Source organism: Pseudomonas sp. PSPC3-2, from assembly GCF_049897085.1.
Taxonomy (GTDB): domain Bacteria; phylum Pseudomonadota; class Gammaproteobacteria; order Pseudomonadales; family Pseudomonadaceae; genus Aquipseudomonas; species Aquipseudomonas paraveronii.
The window spans coordinates 88,607-108,000 of record NZ_JAFCVO010000007.1 but is presented as its reverse complement, the minus strand read 5'-3'; the positions used below and the strand labels follow the sequence as shown (position 1 = coordinate 108,000).

Below are 19,394 nucleotides of genomic sequence, written 5' to 3'. Positions count from 1 at the left end.
ATTATAGCTGTGACGCCGCCCGACTGACAGCGGTGAGGGGCGGATGGTCGAAATGAACTGTAAAAACCTGGGGTTCAGCCGTAATTAAGGTGGGAGTTGTTATTATTCCGTCACATTTAGCCGTATTTACCCTGAACGCCATGTCGAGTGTTACCTCCCAACTCCCCGCCAGCGCCCTGCCCGACCGCTTCTTCGACCGCGATGCGCAACTCCTTGCGCGGGAATTGCTCGGCAAAGTCATCCGCCATCGTGTCGGAGATATCTGGCTTTCGGCACGGATTATTGAAACCGAAGCGTATTACATGGCCGAAAAAGGCAGCCATGCCTCACTGGGCTACACAGAAAAGCGTAAGGCTTTGTTTCTGGATGGTGGGCATATCTATATGTACTACGCCCGTGGCGGCGATTCGCTGAACTTCAGCGCCCAAGGCCCGGGCAATGCGGTATTGATCAAATCCGCCTATCCCTGGGTCGATGACATCTGCGGCCCGGCGAGTTTGGCGCAGATGCTGCTGAACAACCCGGACGCCAATGGCGGCCCGCGCCCCTCGCAGAAGCTCTGCGCCGGCCAGACCTTGCTGTGCAAGGCGCTGGGCCTGAAAGTGCCAATGTGGGATGCCAAGCGCTTCGAACAGGAGCGGCTCTATGTGGAAGACGTCGGCCAGGTGCCGATGCACATTATCCAGACCACTCGCCTGGGCATTCCCAGCGGCAGGGATGAACACTTGATGTACCGCTTCGTCGATGCTGGCTATGCGGCCTATTGCACGCGGAACCCGCTGCGCCGGGGCCAGGTCGAAGGCCGCGACTATTTTTTGCTTTGAAGGCTTGAACCGGTTGTTCCTGCTGGAAATGGCTACCTGCAACGCAACCGATCCTCTGTGGGCGCTGATCGTCGGTGGATTGCCAATTGAAAAAACTGCATAAGTGGAGTGGATTGTATGGGCCAATGGCTCGATAGCATCACCGTCTGGCTGACGCTGAACCCCCAATGGCTGGCGGCGGCGGTATTTATCGTCGCATGCATAGAATGCCTGGCCATTGCCGGGTTGATCGTGCCCGGTACGGTGCTGCTGTTCGCCATTGCCACGCTGGCCGGCAGCGGCGCGCTGCCCCTGAGTGAAACCCTGCTGCTGGGTTTTCTCGGCGGCCTGTTAGGCGATGGGGTGTCCTACTTCCTGGGGCGACATTTCCACCAGAACATCCGGCGTCTGCCAGGCCTGCGGCATCACCCTGAATGGATGAACGGCGCCGAGACCTACTTCCACAAGTACGGCATTGCCAGCCTGCTGGTAGGGCGTTTCATTGGCCCGCTGCGCCCCATGCTACCGATGGTGGCCGGCATGTGCGACATGCCGTTCCCGCGCTTTGCTCTCGTCAGCATTGTCGCGGCGGCCAGTTGGACGGTCGCCTACCTGCTGCCGGGCTGGGCGACCGGCGCGGCCTTCCGCCTGCCATTGCCGGCGGGGTTCTGGCCCGAAGCGGGGATTGTCGCGGCATGCCTGGCGGTGTTGCTGGGGTTGAGTTTGAACAGCAGCCTGCGCGGCCATCGCCAGGCCACGTTGTGGACCGGTTGCGCCAGCCTGATCCTGTTGATCGCGCTGTTTATCGGCTACCCGCACCTCAACGACTTCGACCAGGGGCTGAGCACCCTGGTGCAGGAGCATCGTAGCGCCTGGCTGGACGAGACCATGGTGAGGCTCACTCAACTGGGCGAGTTCAAGAAGATGTTTGTCGCCAGCGCCCTGCTCACTGGCCTGTTGTTACTGGCACGACAATGGCGCCACGCATTGTTTGTCGGCGTCACGCTGGGCGGGGCCGCGCTGATCAATACCACCACCAAGCAATTTTTTGCCCGTGGTCGCCCGGAAATCCTCACTGACCCGCTGACCAGCTTCAGCATGCCCAGTGGCCACGCCTCCGGCGCATTCGCGTTTTTCCTGGCCTTGGCGGTACTGGCCGGGCGCGGGCAACCCACGCGCCTGCGCCTGACCTGGCTGCTGCTGGGCTGCATTCCCGCCGCATTCATCGCGCTGTCGCGGGTCTACCTCGGCGCCCACTGGCCCACCGACATCCTGGCCGGAACACTGCTGGCGATGACCGTCTGCGCATTGAGCCTGAGCGCGGTCCAATACCGCAGCCCGCTGCCACCCATGCCGCAGAAAGCCTGGTGGCTGGTATTGCCCGTCGTAGTGGCGGTGCTCGGTTTCATCGCCTTTACCGGCACCCCGCACGCGCTGCTCAGGTACGCCTACTGACCCTTGGCCGGACCGATCCAGTCAATTGGGGCGGTTCGACGCTCGATGCACCTTTCGCGCCGCTCCAGCAGCATTTCGTCGGCAATTTCTGCGCCGCGCTCGGCGATGTATTCCGGACTACGCGTTGCTTCCTGCGCAAGCAACTGCGAAGTAATGCTGACAAAAAAAACGTCCCAGGCCGCCTGCTCCGATTGCACTAGCCGAATCATGTTCATCCCCTGATCAGTGGTTGTGTGATCGGAAACTATTTCAGCCAGTGCGATGGGAGCAACGCAGGAAAGTCTGAAAGCAGCGCCAGACAATTCCGAAGATCAGGTGAACAACTCACCTTGCAACTCATCCAGCAGCATCTGGATCGCATCCAGCCGCTGCTGCGGATCATCGAGTTGCAGCAGGTCGATCTTGTCGGCCTCAGTGAACGGCAGCAAATACGCCAATTGATTGCCCAGGGCCTGCTGACCATCGGCATGGGTGCCCATGTCCAGCGAGGCCACCATCGGGTGTTCGGCCAGGGCCTGGAGCAGGGCCAGCAGATCGGCGTCTTCCTCTTCCAGCGCGTGGTCCGGCAGCTCCTCCAGCCATTGCACCTCGGCCACCAGCAACTGGTCCTTCTGCACCTCGGCGTCGCGGACACGAAAGCGGCGCCCGCCCTCGACGCGAATGCCCAGCAGGCCGTTATCCTGCTGCTTGAAGTCACGTATCAGCGCTTCACAGCCGATCAGCGCGTAGCCTTCCGCAGCCGTGCCTACCTCCTTGCCATCGAGGATGCACACCACGCCGAAACTTTCGCCCTTTTTCATGCAGCGGCTGATCATGTCCAGGTAGCGCACCTCGAACAATTGCAGGTCGAGGGTGCAGCCGGGAAATAGCACAGTGTTGAGCGGGAACAGCGCCAGACTCATAAAGGTTTCCTTAACCCCGATTCAAACAATCACCGACACGGCCAGCGGCAGGAACACCGCCGTCGCCACGCCCATGAGGCTCATGGCCAGCGCCGCAAAGGCGCCACATTCTTCGCTTTCCTGCAGGGCCACCGACGTGCCGACGGCGTGGGCGGTCATGCCCAGGGCCATGCCGCGCGCCTCGGGGCTGTGCACGCCCAGGCGCGACAAGTATGCCGGGCCGATCATCGCCCCGATCACCCCGGTGATCAGCACAAACACCGCAGCCAATGCAGCCACGCCGCCGATCTGCTCGGCCACCAGCATGGCAATCGGCGAGGTCACCGACTTGGGCGCCATCGTCATCAACATCCTGTGTTCGGCACCGAACCACCAGCCCAGCAATACACAGAGACCAGTGGCCAACACGCCACCTATCACCAGCGTAGTAAAAATCGGCCAGAACAATTGACGAATCCGTCGCAAGTTCAGATAGAGCGGCACCGCCAGGGCCACGGTCGCCGGGCCCAGCAGAATGCTCATGATCTCGGTGCTCTTGCGGTACTCGGCGTAACTCAGGCCACAGGTGAGCAGCACGCCAATCACCAGCAGCATCGACACCAGCACCGGCTGCAGGAAGATCCAGCGGGTTTTCTCGAAGCCCGCGAGTACCAGTTGATAGGCGCCAAGGGTGATGCCGATGCCGAATAGCGGATGATGAATCACCGCTGTCCATGCGCCTTGCCAGTCGAAGGTCATGATTGCTCCTCCCTCTGCGCCTGGCGCTTGACCAGTTTTTGCATCAGCACGCCGACGAACCCCATGGCGATCACCAGCGACAACACCAACGCGCCGACGATGGCCCAGAAGTCGGCGGCAATATCCTTGGCGTACACCATCACTCCCACCGCCGGCGGCACCAGCAGCAACGGCAAGTAACGCAGCAAGCTGCTGGCCGCCAGGCTCAGGGGCTCAGCGACTTCGCCACGCCACACCAGGTAACCCAGCATCAACAGCAAACCGATGATCGGCCCCGGCAACACCGGCATCAGCAAATGGTTGATCGCCGTGCCGATCAATTGAAACAGCACCAGCCACGTCAGACCGCGTAACAGCATCCGTTCTTCCCCCTCAAGACTCGCCCGCATTATAAACATGCCCACGCTATGCTCAGGCATTCGCAATAAGCATGGTGGATTGACCGGGCTGGTTGCCCATGATGATCTAACCTCGTTCTCGCACATCAATAAAAACCGATGAACCAAGGAGAGACGCAATGCCCTATGTACCTGTAGCGCAGCTCAAAGATTATGTCGGCAAGGAACTGGGACGTTCCGAATGGCTCACCATCGACCAGGCCCGTATCAACCTGTTCGCGGAGGCCACTGGCGATTATCAGTTCATCCACGTCGACCCGGTCAAGGCCGCGCAAACCCCGTTCGGCAGCACGATCGCCCACGGTTTCCTGTCACTGTCGCTGATGCCCAAGTTGATGGAAGACATCCTGATCATGCCCGAAGGCTTGAAGATGGCGATCAACTATGGCTTGGACAGTGTGCGTTTTATCCAGCCGGTGAAGGTCAATTCCAAGGTGCGCCTGAACGTGACGCTCACCGACGTCACCGAGAAAAAACCCGGCCAATGGCTGTTCAAGGCCACCGCCACCCTGGAAATCGAAGGCCAGGAAAAACCCGCTTACGTTGCCGAGTCGCTGTCACTCTGCTTCGTGTAAGCGCCGCCCTGTGGTGAGGCGCTGAAACTCACCTCAGGGCACGTAAATTTATGTATGTAAGTCGTAGCTGCGGCATACTCGGCGCTCAATTATCCGGATCCCGCTATGCGCCCACTCGCTCCCCTTGTCCTTGCCCTGTTGCTCACCGCTTGCGGAGACGGCGAATCGCTGTTGCCGCCCGATGCGCGCCTGCCCGATGGCGGCCGTTACCGGGGTGACGTGGTCAATGGCTTGCTGCAGGGCCAGGGGCGCGTGGACTACCCCAACGGCAGCTGGTACACCGGCCAGTTCGACAAAGGCCAGTGGCACGGCCAGGGCGAATGGCACGGCAGCAACGGCGAAGTCTATAAAGGTCAATTCCAGCAAGGCCTGTTCGACGGCCAGGGTAGCCTGACCACTGCGGGCAGCCAGTATGTCGGCGGTTTCAAGCAAGGCCGACGCAACGGCGAAGGCACCCTCAAAGAGGGGCAGATGACCTATCGCGGCGAATTCAAGGACGATCAGTATTCCGGCCTCGGGCGCCTGGAGCTGGCCGACGGCAGCCAATACCAGGGCCAGTTCGCCCACGGCAAGCCCAATGGCGAAGGTCAGCGCAACGATGACAGCGGCAACCAGTTCAGCGGCCACTTCGTCGACGGCCAACTCGAAGGCAACGGCACCTTCAACAGCGCTGACGGCGACATCTACGTCGGCCAGTTCAAACAAAACCAACTGAATGGCAAGGGTCGCTACGAAAACGCCGACGGCGACGTGTGGATCGGCGAGTTCAAGGAAGGCGCCCTCAGCGGCAAGGGCGAGTTGATCGGCGTCGATAGCAGCCACTACGTCGGCCAGTTCAGCGATTGGCGCTTCAGCGGCGAAGGCCGCCTGAACCTCACCGACGGCAGCTTCTATATCGGCGGTTTCGACAGCGACAACTACCAGGGTCGTGGCACCTTGGTGCTCACCGATGGCACCGTGCAAGCGGGCACATGGGTCAACGGCATGCGCGTGCGCGACGCCGACGGCAAGCTGTTGCCCGACCCGTTGGAAATTGGCGTACTGGCCCAGGGCCACTTGCTCGATGCCGCCCTCGCCGCCGTGCCCGCCTCGACCCCCGCCGTGGAGCTGTACACCCTGGTATTGGCTGGTGACGGCAAACAAAGTGTGTTCCTGCGCGAAGCCGATTACGTCAGCAATATGCTCGCCAGCCGCTTCGGGGCGCGCGGACAGATTCGCCTGGTCAACCATCGCGACCATATCACCGACCGCCCCCTGGCCACCCGCGAAAGCCTGCGGCGTGCGGTGCAGACCCTGGCCGAACGTAGCGGGCCGGAGGACTTGGTATTTATCTACCTGACCAGCCACGGCACCCACGAACACGAACTGGTACTCGACCAACCGCGCATGGAACTGGCCGATCTGCCGGCCGATGAGCTGGCCGCAGTACTCACGCCGCTGAAGAACCGCGACAAGATCGTGGTGATTTCCGCGTGCTACTCCGGCGGCTTCATTCCGGCACTGAAAGACGAGCACACCTTGATCATGACGGCTTCCCGCGCCGACCGCGTGTCATTCGGTTGCTCCGAAGAAGCCGACTTTACCTACTTCGGCGATGCCCTTTTCGCCCAGGCTTTCAACCAGACCGACGACTTGCAGCAAGCCTTCAAGCTGGCGCAACTGCACGTGACCGAACGCGAGCAGGCAGACAACTTCGAAGCCTCCGAACCGCAGATCTGGGCCCCCAAAGGCGTGATCGCCCATTGGCAACTATTACGCAAGCAGCAGGCACGAAAGGCGCTCGAAAGCGTCTCACTAAATAGCAGGGAAGCTAAAGGCAACTAAGCTGTAACGTGTAATAAGGGGGAAACACCATGTACCTGACACCTCAGCATATCTTGCTCGCCGGAGCTTCTGGCCTGACAGGTGAACACCTGCTCGATCGCCTGCTCAATGAACCCACCGTGACCCGCGTGCTGGCGCCCAGCCGCAAGCCGCTGGCCAAACACCCACGCCTGGAGAACCCGGTGGGCGACCCGGCGGTGTTCTTGCCGCAACTGCAGGGCCAGGTGGATATCGCCTTCTGCTGCCTGGGCACCACGATCAAGCAAGCCGGCTCCGAAGAAGCCTTTCGCGCCGTCGACCTGGACATGGTCGTGGGGTTTGCCAAGCGCGCGCGGGACATGGGCGCGCGGCACCTGATCGTCATCAGCGCGATTGGCGCCGACCCTAAATCCTCGATCTTCTACAACCGGGTCAAAGGGCAAATGGAAGAGGCCTTGAAGGCCCAGGGTTGGCCGCAACTGACCATCGTGCGGCCTTCGCTGTTACTGGGGGAACGCCTCGAACCGCGCCTGGCCGAGCAATTGGCCGGGCCGCTGTCACGGCTGATTCCCGGCAAGTACCACGGCATCGAAGTCTGCGAACTGGCCCGCGCCATGTGGCGGCTGGCGCTGGAAGAGCAGGACGGGGTGCGCGTGGTTGAGTCGGATGAGTTGCGCAAGCTTGGTAAGTAATTTTGCGGTGACCGGGCAGCCCTCATCGCGGGCAAGCCCGGCTCCCACATTTGGAACTGCGTGAACCACAATCAAATGTGGGAGCTGGCTTGCCGGCGATGAGGCCAGCACAGGTAATACACTTCTATAGGCCGCCTGTGGCGTTGAATCCTACGCCCACCACCGTCAACACCGACAGCGGCAACAGCAAGGTGTCGAGCAACGCGCTGGCCGGCAGGTCGACGCCGGGATAGCTCGGCGCCTCGGCACCAAAACGGTCCATGGCACAACAGCCGCCATTCATGGCGTACAGATCCAGCCGCGTGCCAGCGTACACCACCGGCGCACCGGGCTTGGCGGCATCCAGCGTGCGCGCGGTGGCGCAGCCCGTCAGTTGCAAGGCCAACAAGACCAGCAGTAGCTTATTCATCGCTGCTCAAATGATGCTCACCCCAACGCGGCAGCATGTCCTGCGGAATGTTCAGCAGATTGAGAATCCGCGCCACCACAAAGTCCACCAGGTCATCGATCGTCTGCGGTTGGTGATAGAACCCGGGCGACGCGGGCAAGATGGTCACACCCATGTTTGACAACTTGAGCATGTGCTCCAGGTGAATGCTCGAATAAGGCGCTTCACGCGGCACCAGAATCAACTGACGACGTTCTTTCAACGTCACATCGGCGGCCCGCTCGATCAAATTGTTGCAGGCGCCGGTGGCAATCGCCGACAACGTACCCGTGGAACACGGCACCACCACCATCGCCGCCGGCGCGCCGGAGCCCGAGGCCACCGGCGACATCCAATCCTCTTTACCGTAGACCCTGATCTGCCCCGCCGCCGCACCGGTGTACTCGGTGAGGAACGCCTGCATCATCTGCACCTTGGGTGGCAGCGCGACATCGGTCTCGGTGGCCATCACCAGTTGCGCGGCCTTGGAGATCAGGAAGTGCACCTCACGCTCCTCGCGCACCAGGCAGTCGAGCAGGCGCAGGCCATAAGGCGCGCCGGATGCGCCGGTCATGGCCAGGGTAACGCGCTCCGGCCCGCTCATTTCAGGGCCTCGGCCAGTTTACCGTGCAGGCCGCCGAAGCCGCCGTTGCTCATCACCACCACGTGGGTGCCGGGCTTGGCCTGTTGCTTGACGAATTCGATGATGCCTTCGATGGAATCGCAGACCTTCGACGGCACGCGACACAGCGCCGCAATGGCGGGCAAGTCCCACCCCAGGTTGGCCGGCGCGTACCAGACCACTTGGTCCGCGTCGTTGACGCTCTCCGGCAAACCATCGCGGTGTGCGCCGAGCTTCATGGAGTTGGAACGCGGTTCGATAATGGCAATGATCGGCGCATCACCGACACGCTTGCGCAGGCCATCAAGGGTGGTGGCAATCGCCGTCGGGTGGTGGGCAAAGTCGTCGTAGATGGTAATCCCATTCACATCGGCGACCTTTTCCATGCGCCGTTTCACGCTTTTGAACGCACTCAATGCCGCGATGCCCATCGAAGGCACCACGCCAACATGCCGTGCGGCCGCCAGAGTGACCAAGGCGTTGGCGACGTTATGCTGGCCGGTCATATCCCAATCGACAATGCCTTGGGCTTCGCCTTCCAACAGCACTTCAAATTTGGAGCCGTCGTCACTGAGCAACCTGACCTGCCACTGCCCGCCCGCGCCGGTGGTTTGCACCGGGGTCCAGCAGCCCATGTCGATGACGCGCTGCAAGGCCGGTTCGGTGGTCGGATGGATCACCAGGCCTTCACTTGGGATGGTGCGCACCAAATGGTGGAACTGCCGCTCGATGGCCGCCAGATCGGGGAAGATATCCGCGTGATCGAACTCCAGATTGTTCAGGATCGCGGTGCGTGGGCGGTAGTGGACAAACTTGGAGCGTTTGTCGAAGAAAGCGCTGTCGTATTCATCGGCTTCGATCACGAAGAACGGCGTATCGCCCAAGCGCGCCGACACCGAGAAGTTCTGCGGCACACCGCCGATCAGGAAACCCGGGCTCATGCCCGCGTGCTCCAACACCCAAGCCAGCATGCTGCTGGTGGTGGTCTTGCCGTGAGTGCCCGCGACCGCCAGCACCCAACGCCCTTGCAGCACATGGTCCGCCAGCCATTGCGGGCCGGACACATAAGGCAAACCTTTGTTCAGTACGTACTCGACCGCCGGGTTGCCACGGGACATGGCGTTACCGATCACCACCAGATCGGGGGCCGGATCGAATTGGGATGGGTCATAGCCCTGGGTCAACTCGATGCCCTGGGCTTGCAGTTGCGTACTCATGGGCGGGTAGACGTTGGCGTCGGAACCCGTCACATGGTGGCCCAACTCTTTGGCCAGAACCGCCATCGAGCCCATGAAAGTACCGCAAATACCGAGAATATGAATGTGCATGGTCGACCTCGTAAAACATCGAGGCAGGTTAGCGCAGGGAGTGGGAAATCGCACTCTTTTAGCGGTACGCGCCGGATCAATCTGCTCGATTCGACCGGCAGCGCCGTCGTTGAGTCCGGTGCCGGCGCACGCCTTTACTGCACCGGACTCATGCGCAGACGAGTGTCACTATGGAGTGCCAGCAATCAACTGCCTACCGGCGCCGACATAACCTGCATCAGACAACCTGCGTTGAGGATGGCAGCCCCTTCGGCTCCAACACCGTATTGATACGGGAGATCTGATTTAAAACAGCCTGATTTCGTCGATCCAATGTTTCAAGGCGGCGCACAGGATCTTTCTCGGTGGTGACGGCATCACGCTTAAAAGGCCTGAATATAAAATCGTTTTCCTCAGAAATTAATTTCAAGTTCGACTCGACGGTGGCGTATTGTTTTTCCACCATATCAAGTCGAGCAGTTGTCTCGGTTGGCCAATCAGGGCTTTTATCCAAGGCTTTACCCTCGCTCCCTTCGGTGTATGCCTGGATCGTATTACTGACCAGTACAAGTTTTAACTCCGCATTTTCCAAGCGCAACTCCAGATCTTGCGGCGATGCAAGACTCGACGCCGATCCCGCCACACCGTTCTGTTGACTCGGGGCGGGTTGGTGCGCAGGAGGAAGTAACGGGGTGTTGGCGCTAAACGTCCCCTTGATATGCTCACCACTCCACACGGAGCCTGCGTAAGTAGCAATACTCAATGGCGTACTGACCAAGCCGTTGACCGCGGCATTCACGAAAGCGTCGCGTGTCACGGTTTTCAAATCAGGCCCGGTCTTAAAAACGCCGGCCTTGACCAAGCGATCGGCAGTGACCAGGTTTTGCGCCACCTCTCCAAACGTCCTGGGAACGGGATGGGACCTGGAAGGAAGAGTACCGGCGCCGCTGAACGAATTGGTATTCACTAAAAGATTTCGAATGGGATTGGTTGTTGCAGAAGTGGGAGAGGGTTTGGGGAGAGACGATACCGGAACAGGATTATAGTGACCGGGCGTCCCCGAAGCCGGCAGGCTGGACCCTCTCAATGCTGGCCTGCGGAAAAGGCCTCCGATATTAATCCCTCTTTTACTACGAGCGTGTACGTTCGAGTTTAAACGTTCAGAGTCGTCAGCTTTGTCGCAGTGGTCACTTTTCCAAGTAGTTGAACCGCCCTCGCGCGGACTACCCGTCGATCTACCATTATTGGCATCCGGGGTAAAATCAGCTGAAACATCAGCCGAGGGTGCTGCGGCACAAATGGAAATACCTGCAATATTCATATTCATCACCTGAGTTAATCAATAACAAACTTGCATTCACTGGGTGACAAAAAGATCCAACTCAGTTCCACCAACATAACATTACAGGTACTCGCCTACTTGCACCCCCGCTGCCATTGACACACACCACCCCAATAAACCCCCTATAAAAAACAGAAGTAAATCACCCTACAACCAAAAATCAAAAACCGCACTTATGCACTTGATAACAACTTACGCATTACAGCGCCGAACGCAGTTCAATCCCATGTTTTCGTAACTTTCTATATAACGTATTGCGGCTCACCCCCAACCGTTCAGCCACAAGTGTCATATGCCAGCGCTGCTGCGTCAGGACTTTCAACAATGCCAGGCGCTCGGCATCATCGAGCAGCGACAGGGATGGCACATCCGCAGCAGCCGTAGCCAAGGACGCCGGACGAATCATCGGCGGTAGATCATCGACACGGATTAACGCCCCCTCACACAGCGCAACCAGGGTGCGCAACACCGTGCGTAACTGCCGCACATTGCCCGGCCAGGTGAACGCCAGCAATGCCTGTCGCGCGCCAGCATCGAGCGTTATCGTCTGCCCACCGACTTCCTGGGCCAGCAAAAAATCCAGCACTTGCGACTTATCACTACGTTCGCGCAACGGTGGCAAGCCAATTTCGAAACCGTTAAGCCGGTAGTACAAATCTTCACGAAAGCTGCCGTCCTGCACACGTTGCAACAAATCCCGGTGGGTGGCACTGATGACCCTCACGTTGACCGCCTGGGGTTCGCCGCCGATGGGCACCACCAGGCGATCCTCCAGCACCCTTAATAGCCGGGTTTGCAAGGCCAGCGGCATGTCGCCGATTTCGTCCAGGAACAACGTGCCCCCGTCCGCCTGTTGCAGCTTGCCGCGCATGCCTTCCTTGCGGGCGCCAGTGAAGCTGCCGCCGCGATAGCCGAACAGTTCGCTTTCGATCAGGCTTTCCGGGATGGCGGCGCAATTGAGCGCGACAAAAGCCTTGTCCGCACGCTGGCTGGCCTGGTGTACGGCCTTGGCGAAGGCCTCTTTGCCGGAACCGGTTTCACCGTTTACCAGCAGCGGCACGTCACGCTCGAATACGCGTAGCGCCTTGCGAAAATCGCTTTGCAACGCGGGATCGCCCAGGCAGATACCGGGCCGCCGCTCGGGCTTGGCGGCAGCCACCGACGCTGGCACCGGCACACTGCGCGGCTGGCCGCGCAACGCCGCAAACAGATGCCGACCGTCCCGCGTAAGCAACGGCCAACTTGCCGTGGCATTGGCGCTGGCGCGGCCCAGCAGTTGATCCAGGGAGCATTCGAAAAGCGCCTCCACCGGCTGCCCCAGCAGGCCACCGCGCACCTGCCCCAGCAGGTTCAGGGCACTTTGGTTGACCGCACAAATGCGCCCTTCCCCGTCGAACGCCAGCAGCCCTTCACTGAACAAGCCCACGGACTCCGCCTGCAGGTGAAAACGCAGTAGCCAGTGGTGCTCAAAGTGACGCAGGAAGTAACAACTCTCGATCATCTTCGCCGACAGGTTAACCAGCGCCATGGTGTGGAACTGACTCTGGCGCGACACCGCTTCCCGCGCCGATGACACGTCCAGCACCGCTAGCAATTCACCCTGGTGATCGAACACCGGGCTCGCCGAACAGGTCAGCCCGGTGTGGCGACCGCGAAAATGTTCATCGCGGTGAATGGTCAACGACTGACGCTCCACCAGGCAGGTGCCGATGCCATTGGTGCCCTCGCAGGCCTCGCTCCAGTCGGCGCCGAGCCACAGCCCGGCGCCTTCGAAAATCTTGCGTTCGGACGGCGCGGTGACACAGTTGAGGATCACCCCGTGCGCATCGGTGAGCAACACGGCGTGGCCGGCGCCCGACAGTTGCTGATGCAGGCTGTTCATCTCGCTGCCGGCAATGTGCAACACCTGCTGCAGGCGCTCGCGGCTTTCCAGCAGACGGCCATGTTCGAGCACCGTGGGAGCGATGGTCAGCGCTGGGTCAAGGTGATAATCCTCCAGGCAACGCAGCCAGGAGCGGGCGATGGACGGGTCGCTGCCGGGGCCCTGGGAAAGGTCTTGCCCACGAGTGACGGTCAAGACTTGCTGGGCATGGCGACTGAAATGATCGTGACGCATGTTCTTATTATTCTCCCTGCGTGAGAACACCCAGCATCCCCCAGCCACCCGGGCATTGCAATCCCGCGCCGGCCCACCGGTCACAGGCTGTACCGTTGATGGGACAAACTGTCACACCGACTGTACCAAGGCTGGCACAGCAGCGCTTTTCAGCACTCGCCAACCCCCTGATTTAACTGGCTTGCAAGGCAGTGGCCCGACCTTTGCTCTACGCTTTATCAAGCGCTTGCCGCGCTGCACTCCAATAAACATAAAAAGCCAGGAGATACCCACCATGCGTTACGCACACCCCGGTACTGAAGGCGCGATCGTTTCGTTCAAGGCCAAGTACGGCAACTACATCGGCGGCGAGTTCGTGGCGCCGGTCGATGGCAACTATTTCACCAATACCTCGCCGGTCAACGGCAAGCCAATCGCCGAATTCCCACGCTCCACCGCCAAAGACATCGACAAAGCGCTGGACGCCGCCCATGCCGCCGCTGACGCCTGGGGCAAAACCTCTGCCCAGGACCGTTCGCTGGTGCTGCTGAAGATCGCCGACCGTATCGAACAGAACCTCGAACTGCTGGCCATCACCGAAACCTGGGACAACGGCAAGGCCGTGCGTGAAACCCTCAACGCCGACATCCCGCTGGCTGCCGACCACTTCCGCTACTTCGCCGGTTGCATCCGCGCCCAGGAAGGCAGCAGCGCCGAAATCAACGAACACACCGCCGCCTATCACTTCCATGAGCCCCTGGGCGTGGTCGGCCAGATCATCCCGTGGAACTTCCCGCTGCTGATGGCCGCCTGGAAACTCGCCCCGGCCCTGGCCGCCGGCAACTGCGTGGTGCTCAAGCCAGCCGAGCAAACTCCGCTGGGCATCAGCGTGCTGATGGAAGTCATCGGCGACCTGCTGCCGCCGGGCGTGCTGAACGTGGTACACGGTTTCGGCAAAGAAGCTGGCGAAGCCCTGGCCACCAGCAAGCGCATCGCCAAGATTGCCTTCACCGGCTCCACTCCGGTGGGCGCGCACATCATGCATTGCGCGGCCGAGAACATTATTCCGTCCACCGTTGAACTGGGCGGCAAGTCGCCGAACATCTTCTTCGCCGACATCATGAACGCCGAACCGCAATTCATCGAGAAAGCCGCCGAAGGCCTGGTGCTGGCGTTCTTCAACCAGGGCGAAGTGTGCACCTGCCCATCCCGTGCGCTGGTGGAAGAATCGATCTACGACGACTTCATGAAAGTGGTGATGAAGAAGGTCGAGGCGATCAAGCGTGGCGATCCGCTGGACACCGACACCATGGTCGGCGCCCAGGCGTCCGAGCAGCAGTTCGACAAGATCCTGTCGTACCTGGAAATCGCCAAGGGCGAAGGCGCCGAGTTGCTGGCTGGCGGCAAGGTCGAGAAGCTGACCGGCGATCTGGCCACCGGTTATTACATCCAGCCGACCCTGCTCAAGGGCACCAACAAGATGCGGGTGTTCCAGGAAGAAATCTTCGGCCCAGTGGTGAGCATCACCACCTTCAAGGATGAAGCCGAAGCCCTGGCGATCGCCAACGACACCGAGTTCGGCCTCGGCGCCGGTCTGTGGACCCGCGACATCAACCGTGCCTACCGCATGGGCCGGGCGATCAAGGCCGGCCGCGTGTGGACCAACTGCTACCACCTATACCCGGCACATGCCGCGTTTGGCGGTTACAAAAAGTCCGGCGTGGGCCGCGAGACGCACAAGATGATGTTGGATCACTACCAGCAGACCAAGAACTTGCTGGTGAGCTACGACATTAATCCACTGGGCTTCTTCTAACTGACAACTCCCTCCCACATTTAGATATTCATAAGTACTTGCCAATTGCATCCGGCACACAGAGGCCGAATTAAAAACAATAACAATCAAAGGTACTTCCCCATGCCTAGCGAACCCACTAGTTCTACCGTCGACTTCGAAAAAGTCGGCACCGACTACTTCCAACAACGCGAACTGAAAAAAGGCGCCGCCGGCTGGGTGCTGTTAGTCGGCCTTGGCGTTGCCTACGTAATCTCCGGCGACTACGCCGGCTGGAACTTCGGCCTGGCCCAAGGCGGCTGGGGCGGCATGTTCCTCGCCACATTGCTGATGGCCACCATGTACCTGTGCATGTGCTTTTCCCTGGCCGAACTGTCTTCCATGATCCCCACCGCCGGCGGTGGCTACGGTTTTGCCCGCAGCGCCTTTGGCCCTTGGGGCGGGTTCCTGACCGGCACCGCGATCCTGATCGAATACGCCATCGCCCCCGCCGCCATTGCGGTGTTCATCGGCGCCTATTGCGAGTCGCTGTTCGGCATTGGCGGCTGGATGATCTACCTGGCGTTCTACATCATCTTCATCGGCATCCATATCTTTGGCGTGGGCGAAGCCTTGAAGCTGATGTTTGTGATTACCGCCGTCGCCGCCATTGCGCTGGGTGTGTTTCTGGTGGCGATGGTGCCGCACTTCAACGTCGCCAACCTACTCGACATTCCAGTGACCGAAGCCAAGGGCGCCAGCACCTTCCTGCCATTTGGCTACGTCGGCGTGTGGGCGGCGATTCCGTATGCGATCTGGTTCTTCCTGGCGGTAGAAGGCGTTCCGTTGGCTGCCGAAGAAACCAAGAACCCGAAGCGCGATCTGCCCCGCGGCCTGATCGGCGCCATTGTGGTGCTGACCAGTTTTGCCCTGTTGATCCTGGTGATTGCACCGGGCGGCGCCGGCACCTATGCGCTGATCAAGTCCGGCAACCCACTGGTTGAAGCGTTGGCGCTGTCGTATGGCGGCTCGACCTGGATGGGCAGCTTCGTCAACCTGGTCGGCCTGGCGGGCTTGATTGCCAGTTTTTTCTCGATCATCTACGCCTATTCGCGGCAGATCTTCGCGCTGTCCCGCGCCGGCTACCTGCCGCGCAAACTGTCCCAGACCAATAAAAGCAAGGCGCCGGTCCTGGCGTTGGTGATCCCCGGCATTATCGGTTTCGGCCTGTCGCTGACCGGCCAGGGTGACCTGCTGATCCTGGTGGCGGTGTTTGGCGCGACCATTTCCTACGTGCTGATGATGGCCGCGCACATCACGCTGCGCATCCGTCGCCCCAAAATGGATCGTCCGTACCGCACGCCGGGCGGCATCTTCACCTCCGGCGTGGCGCTGGTATTGGCCTGCGTGGCCGTGGTAGCGGGCTTTCTGGTCGACCCACGGGTGGTGATTGGCGCTGCGATCATCTATGGAGTATTAATTGCTTACTTTGCTTTCTACAGCCGGCATCACTTAGTAGCAGGCACGCCGGAAGAAGAATTCGCGGCGATCCAGGCCGCAGAGGCCGCCTTGCACTAAATGCCGTAAACCTCGACGCGGGCGCCTTACCCACATTTGCCCGCGTCATCCAGGAGACACTGTATGGCAAGTTTTTCCCACGCGGTGGGTGCATCGACCTACCGCTTCGACAGCCTCAAGGACGTGATGGCCAAGGCCAGCCCCGCCCGTTCAGGGGATTTCCTCGCCGGCGTCGCCGCACAGAACGACGGCGAGCGGGTGGCGGCGCAAATGGCGCTGGCCAATATTCCGCTGAAGCACTTTCTGCAAGAGGCGCTGATCCCTTATGAAAGCGACGAAGTCACCCGTCTGATCATCGACACCCACGATAAACAGGCGTTTACCGCCGTCAGTCACCTGACCGTCGGCGGCCTGCGCGACTGGCTGCTCAGTGATGCGGCCGATGAACAATCCCTACGTGCACTAGCGCCAGGGCTGACACCGGAAATGGCCGCCGCCGTGTCGAAGATCATGCGCGTGCAAGACCTGGTGCTGGTGGCGCAGAAGATCCGCGTGGTCACCCGGTTTCGCGGCACCATGGGCCTGCGTGGCCGCTTGTCGACCCGCCTGCAACCCAACCACCCCACTGACGAACCGGCGGGCATCGCCGCGAGCATTCTCGACGGACTGCTCTACGGCAACGGCGACGCCATGATCGGCATCAACCCGGCCACCGACAGCATCGCCTCGATCTGCGCCATGCTGGAGATGCTCGACGCGATCATCCAGCGCTACGAAATCCCCACCCAGGCCTGCGTGCTGACCCACGTCACCACCTCCATCGAAGCCATCAACCGTGGCGTGCCGCTGGATCTGGTGTTCCAGTCGATCGCCGGCACCGAAGCGGCCAACGCCAGTTTCGGCATCAGCCTGAGCCTGCTGCAGGAAGGCTACGAAGCGGGCTTGAGCCTGAACCGTGGCACCCTGGGCCAGAACCTGATGTATTTCGAAACCGGCCAGGGCAGCGCCTTGTCGGCCAACGCGCACTTCGGCGTCGACCAGCAAACCTGCGAAACCCGCGCCTACGCCGTGGCCCGGCATTTCAAGCCGTTTTTGGTGAACACCGTGGTCGGTTTTATCGGCCCCGAGTATCTGTACAACGGCAAACAGATCATCCGCGCCGGCCTCGAGGACCACTTCTGCGGCAAGCTGCTGGGAGTGCCGATGGGGTGCGACATCTGCTACACCAACCATGCCGAGGCCGACCAGGACGACATGGACACCCTGCTGACCCTGCTGGGTGTGGCCGGGATCAACTTCATCATGGGCATTCCCGGTTCCGACGACATCATGCTCAACTACCAGACCACCTCGTTCCACGACGCCCTGTACGCCCGGCAAACATTGGGTTTAAAGCCGGCGCCGGAGTTTGAACAGTGGCTGGCGAAAATGGGCATCTTCACGCAAGCCGACGGCAAAGTGCGCTTCGGCAACAGCCTGCCACCGGCGTTTCGCCACGCCTTGGCGCAATTGGGATGAAGGAGCCGCCCGTGCAACCAGACTTACCCGAAAACCCGTGGTTGGAACTGCGTCGCCTGACCCCGGCGCGCATTGCCCTGGGCCGGACCGGCACCAGCATCCCGACCAACGCACAGCTAGACTTCCAATTCGCCCACGCCCAGGCGCGCGACGCGGTCCACCTGCCCTTCGACCACGCTGGCCTCAGCACTCAGCTTGCCGAGCGCGGGCGTGACAGCCTGTTACTGCACAGCGCCGCCCTCGACCGCCACAGCTACCTGCAACGCCCGGACCTGGGGCGGCGCCTGAGCGACGCATCGGCCCAGGCCCTGCGCGACCATGCGGCGGCCAACCCCGGCGGCGTCGACCTGGCCGTAGTGGTGGCCGATGGCCTGTCGGCGTTGGCGGTGCATAAACATACGTTGCCGTTTCTCACGCGCATGGAAGAACAGACCCACGCCGAAGGCTGGTCCCTGTCGCCGGTGATCCTGGTGGAACAGGGCCGCGTCGCGGTGGCCGATGAGATTGGCCAGTTACTCGGCGCCAAGATGGTGGTGATCCTCATCGGTGAACGGCCGGGGCTGAGTTCGCCGGACAGCCTGGGCCTGTATTTCACCTACAACCCCAAGGTCGGCCTCACCGATGCGTACCGCAACTGCATCTCCAACGTGCGCCTGGAAGGCTTGAGTTATGGCATGGCAGCCCACCGCCTGCTGTATTTGATGCGCGAGGCCTGCCGTCGACAGTTGTCGGGGGTCAATCTCAAGGATGAGGCGCAGCTTCAGACCATCGAGTCAGATGACCCGGACTTGGTGAAAGGCAATTTCCTGCTCAGTCCACCCACGGACTGATCCCCACACGATTGCGCTTTTTCGCGTCTTTAGGCAGCATCAAGTTACGGCCCCTCGCGGGGTCGTACCCCATTTGGAAGTTGAGGCCTGGCATGCGGATCACTCAAGCGACCCCGGAACACCTGGACCTGTTGACCCCGTTGTTCGTCAAATACCGCGAGTTCTACGGGGCCCTGCCGTTCCCGGACTCCTCGCGGGCCTTCCTGGAAAAGCGCCTGCGCCGCAAGGAATCGGTGATCTACCTGGCCCTGGCCGATGACGACGACAAACGCTTGCTCGGGTTCTGTCAGCTGTATCCGAGCTTTTCTTCGTTGTCGCTCAAACGTGTGTGGATTCTCAACGACATCTACGTCGCCGAAGACGCGCGCCGGCAACTGGTGGCGGATAACCTGATGCGCACGGCGAAGAAGATGGCCAAGGAGACCCATGCCGTGAGGCTGCGGGTGTCGACCAGCAGCAACAATGACGTGGCGCAGAAGACATATGAGTCGATGGGGTTTCGCGAAGACACCGAGTTCAAAAACTACGTGCTGCCGATCAGCGAAGACTAAACTCAACGCCTCCAGACACCAAAAACCCCCTGTGGGAGGGGGCT

Annotated in this window: 19 protein-coding genes; 10 read left to right on the top strand and 9 right to left on the bottom strand. The window is 60.7% G+C overall.

All coding sequences use genetic code 11. The annotated features are described in order from the left end of the window. Window positions 1-140 precede the first annotated feature (140 nt). Complete coding sequence (locus ACP7CJ_RS13625) at window positions 141-824, top strand: DNA-3-methyladenine glycosylase (protein ID WP_276195018.1); 684 nt, start codon at window positions 141-143, stop codon at window positions 822-824. Window positions 825-941: 117 nt separating this feature from the next. Beyond that, entirely contained in the window at window positions 942-2,258 is a 1,317-nt protein-coding gene (locus ACP7CJ_RS13620; RefSeq protein ID WP_426100550.1) for a bifunctional DedA family/phosphatase PAP2 family protein, read from the top strand. Here the strand turns inward: ACP7CJ_RS13620 and ACP7CJ_RS13615 are convergent. The 4 genes from ACP7CJ_RS13615 to ACP7CJ_RS13600 all read right to left on the bottom strand — a co-directional run bounded on the left by ACP7CJ_RS13615 (window position 2,252) and on the right by ACP7CJ_RS13600 (window position 4,257). Continuing rightward, the gene (locus tag ACP7CJ_RS13615) at window positions 2,252-2,467 is read right to left on the bottom strand and encodes a hypothetical protein (RefSeq protein ID WP_426100668.1); all 216 of its coding nucleotides are present in this window, start codon (window positions 2,465-2,467) and stop codon (window positions 2,252-2,254) included. The genes ACP7CJ_RS13620 and ACP7CJ_RS13615 overlap by 7 nt on opposite strands. A 102-nt stretch (window positions 2,468-2,569) precedes the next feature. Next, window positions 2,570-3,160, bottom strand: a complete 591-nt coding sequence (locus ACP7CJ_RS13610) for an LON peptidase substrate-binding domain-containing protein (protein ID WP_426100548.1) — start codon at window positions 3,158-3,160, stop codon at window positions 2,570-2,572. A gap of 21 nt (window positions 3,161-3,181) precedes the next feature. After that, window positions 3,182-3,898 (bottom strand): LrgB family protein, encoded by a 717-nt coding sequence (locus tag ACP7CJ_RS13605; protein WP_253399451.1) that lies wholly within the window; start codon window positions 3,896-3,898, stop codon window positions 3,182-3,184. Continuing rightward, window positions 3,895-4,257, bottom strand: coding sequence for a CidA/LrgA family protein (locus ACP7CJ_RS13600; RefSeq protein WP_276195021.1), 363 nt, complete (start codon window positions 4,255-4,257; stop codon window positions 3,895-3,897). Before ACP7CJ_RS13600 ends, ACP7CJ_RS13605 begins: the two co-directional genes overlap by 4 nt. Before the next feature lie 158 nt (window positions 4,258-4,415). Between ACP7CJ_RS13600 and ACP7CJ_RS13595 the strand changes: the two genes are divergently transcribed. The 3 genes from ACP7CJ_RS13595 to ACP7CJ_RS13585 all read left to right on the top strand — a co-directional run bounded on the left by ACP7CJ_RS13595 (window position 4,416) and on the right by ACP7CJ_RS13585 (window position 7,366). Beyond that, window positions 4,416-4,871, top strand: a complete 456-nt coding sequence (locus ACP7CJ_RS13595; RefSeq protein WP_276195022.1) for a MaoC family dehydratase — start codon at window positions 4,416-4,418, stop codon at window positions 4,869-4,871. Window positions 4,872-4,976: 105 nt separating this feature from the next. Beyond that, window positions 4,977-6,695 (top strand): C13 family peptidase, encoded by a 1,719-nt coding sequence (locus ACP7CJ_RS13590; RefSeq protein ID WP_276195023.1) that lies wholly within the window; start codon window positions 4,977-4,979, stop codon window positions 6,693-6,695. A gap of 29 nt (window positions 6,696-6,724) precedes the next feature. Further along, complete coding sequence (locus tag ACP7CJ_RS13585) at window positions 6,725-7,366, top strand: oxidoreductase (RefSeq protein ID WP_276195024.1); 642 nt, start codon at window positions 6,725-6,727, stop codon at window positions 7,364-7,366. Between the two features lie 124 nt (window positions 7,367-7,490). On the opposite strand, the gene ACP7CJ_RS13580 is transcribed toward ACP7CJ_RS13585, so the two are convergent. From ACP7CJ_RS13580 to ACP7CJ_RS13560, 5 genes are all read right to left on the bottom strand, one after another. Continuing rightward, on the bottom strand, window positions 7,491-7,775 hold the full coding sequence (locus tag ACP7CJ_RS13580; protein ID WP_276195025.1) for a YceK/YidQ family lipoprotein: 285 nt from the start codon (window positions 7,773-7,775) through the stop codon (window positions 7,491-7,493). Beyond that, window positions 7,768-8,397 (bottom strand): flavin prenyltransferase UbiX, encoded by a 630-nt coding sequence (gene ubiX / locus ACP7CJ_RS13575; protein ID WP_276195026.1) that lies wholly within the window; start codon window positions 8,395-8,397, stop codon window positions 7,768-7,770. Before ubiX ends, ACP7CJ_RS13580 begins: the two co-directional genes overlap by 8 nt. Then, the gene (gene mpl / locus ACP7CJ_RS13570) at window positions 8,394-9,743 is read right to left on the bottom strand and encodes a UDP-N-acetylmuramate:L-alanyl-gamma-D-glutamyl-meso-diaminopimelate ligase (protein WP_276195027.1); all 1,350 of its coding nucleotides are present in this window, start codon (window positions 9,741-9,743) and stop codon (window positions 8,394-8,396) included. The genes ubiX and mpl overlap by 4 nt, the downstream gene beginning before the upstream one ends. 217 nt (window positions 9,744-9,960) lie before the next feature. Continuing rightward, a complete protein-coding gene (locus ACP7CJ_RS13565; protein WP_426100546.1) occupies window positions 9,961-11,043 on the bottom strand; it encodes a hypothetical protein in 1,083 nt (360 codons plus the stop codon). Between the two features lie 220 nt (window positions 11,044-11,263). Further along, on the bottom strand, window positions 11,264-13,180 hold the full coding sequence (locus ACP7CJ_RS13560; RefSeq protein WP_426100544.1) for a sigma-54-dependent Fis family transcriptional regulator: 1,917 nt from the start codon (window positions 13,178-13,180) through the stop codon (window positions 11,264-11,266). Window positions 13,181-13,454: 274 nt separating this feature from the next. On the opposite strand from ACP7CJ_RS13560, the gene exaC reads away from it, so the two are divergent. The 5 genes from exaC (at window position 13,455) to ACP7CJ_RS13535 (ending at window position 19,350) form a co-directional block, all read left to right on the top strand. Then, window positions 13,455-14,975: an acetaldehyde dehydrogenase ExaC gene (gene exaC / locus ACP7CJ_RS13555; protein ID WP_253399469.1), complete on the top strand. Its 1,521-nt coding sequence runs from the start codon at window positions 13,455-13,457 to the stop codon at window positions 14,973-14,975. A gap of 102 nt (window positions 14,976-15,077) precedes the next feature. Continuing rightward, complete coding sequence (eat, locus tag ACP7CJ_RS13550) at window positions 15,078-16,511, top strand: ethanolamine permease (protein WP_276195030.1); 1,434 nt, start codon at window positions 15,078-15,080, stop codon at window positions 16,509-16,511. Between the two features lie 63 nt (window positions 16,512-16,574). Then, the gene (locus ACP7CJ_RS13545) at window positions 16,575-17,969 is read left to right on the top strand and encodes an ethanolamine ammonia-lyase subunit EutB (RefSeq protein ID WP_247401420.1); all 1,395 of its coding nucleotides are present in this window, start codon (window positions 16,575-16,577) and stop codon (window positions 17,967-17,969) included. After that, window positions 17,966-18,799: an ethanolamine ammonia-lyase subunit EutC gene (gene eutC, locus ACP7CJ_RS13540; protein WP_426100542.1), complete on the top strand. Its 834-nt coding sequence runs from the start codon at window positions 17,966-17,968 to the stop codon at window positions 18,797-18,799. Before ACP7CJ_RS13545 ends, eutC begins: the two co-directional genes overlap by 4 nt. Before the next feature lie 92 nt (window positions 18,800-18,891). Continuing rightward, entirely contained in the window at window positions 18,892-19,350 is a 459-nt protein-coding gene (locus ACP7CJ_RS13535; protein WP_276195032.1) for a GNAT family N-acetyltransferase, read from the top strand. Window positions 19,351-19,394 lie beyond the last annotated feature (44 nt).

Excerpts from the sequence above, each read along its gene's own strand:
- ACP7CJ_RS13625 (WP_276195018.1), top strand. The coding sequence starts at position 141 with ATGTCGAGTGTTACCTCCCAACTCCCCGCCAGCGCCCTGCCCGACCGC.
- ACP7CJ_RS13620 (WP_426100550.1), top strand. The coding sequence starts at position 942 with ATGGGCCAATGGCTCGATAGCATCACCGTCTGGCTGACGCTGAACCCC.
- ACP7CJ_RS13615 (WP_426100668.1), bottom strand. The coding sequence starts at position 2,467 with ATGATTCGGCTAGTGCAATCGGAGCAGGCGGCCTGGGACGTTTTTTTT.
- ACP7CJ_RS13610 (WP_426100548.1), bottom strand. The coding sequence starts at position 3,160 with ATGAGTCTGGCGCTGTTCCCGCTCAACACTGTGCTATTTCCCGGCTGC.
- ACP7CJ_RS13605 (WP_253399451.1), bottom strand. The coding sequence starts at position 3,898 with ATGACCTTCGACTGGCAAGGCGCATGGACAGCGGTGATTCATCATCCG.
- ACP7CJ_RS13600 (WP_276195021.1), bottom strand. The coding sequence starts at position 4,257 with ATGCTGTTACGCGGTCTGACGTGGCTGGTGCTGTTTCAATTGATCGGC.
- ACP7CJ_RS13595 (WP_276195022.1), top strand. The coding sequence starts at position 4,416 with ATGCCCTATGTACCTGTAGCGCAGCTCAAAGATTATGTCGGCAAGGAA.
- ACP7CJ_RS13590 (WP_276195023.1), top strand. The coding sequence starts at position 4,977 with ATGCGCCCACTCGCTCCCCTTGTCCTTGCCCTGTTGCTCACCGCTTGC.
- ACP7CJ_RS13585 (WP_276195024.1), top strand. The coding sequence starts at position 6,725 with ATGTACCTGACACCTCAGCATATCTTGCTCGCCGGAGCTTCTGGCCTG.
- ACP7CJ_RS13580 (WP_276195025.1), bottom strand. The coding sequence starts at position 7,775 with ATGAATAAGCTACTGCTGGTCTTGTTGGCCTTGCAACTGACGGGCTGC.
- ubiX (WP_276195026.1), bottom strand. The coding sequence starts at position 8,397 with ATGAGCGGGCCGGAGCGCGTTACCCTGGCCATGACCGGCGCATCCGGC.
- mpl (WP_276195027.1), bottom strand. The coding sequence starts at position 9,743 with ATGCACATTCATATTCTCGGTATTTGCGGTACTTTCATGGGCTCGATG.
- ACP7CJ_RS13565 (WP_426100546.1), bottom strand. The coding sequence starts at position 11,043 with ATGAATATTGCAGGTATTTCCATTTGTGCCGCAGCACCCTCGGCTGAT.
- ACP7CJ_RS13560 (WP_426100544.1), bottom strand. The coding sequence starts at position 13,180 with ATGCGTCACGATCATTTCAGTCGCCATGCCCAGCAAGTCTTGACCGTC.
- exaC (WP_253399469.1), top strand. The coding sequence starts at position 13,455 with ATGCGTTACGCACACCCCGGTACTGAAGGCGCGATCGTTTCGTTCAAG.
- eat (WP_276195030.1), top strand. The coding sequence starts at position 15,078 with ATGCCTAGCGAACCCACTAGTTCTACCGTCGACTTCGAAAAAGTCGGC.
- ACP7CJ_RS13545 (WP_247401420.1), top strand. The coding sequence starts at position 16,575 with ATGGCAAGTTTTTCCCACGCGGTGGGTGCATCGACCTACCGCTTCGAC.
- eutC (WP_426100542.1), top strand. The coding sequence starts at position 17,966 with ATGAAGGAGCCGCCCGTGCAACCAGACTTACCCGAAAACCCGTGGTTG.
- ACP7CJ_RS13535 (WP_276195032.1), top strand. The coding sequence starts at position 18,892 with ATGCGGATCACTCAAGCGACCCCGGAACACCTGGACCTGTTGACCCCG.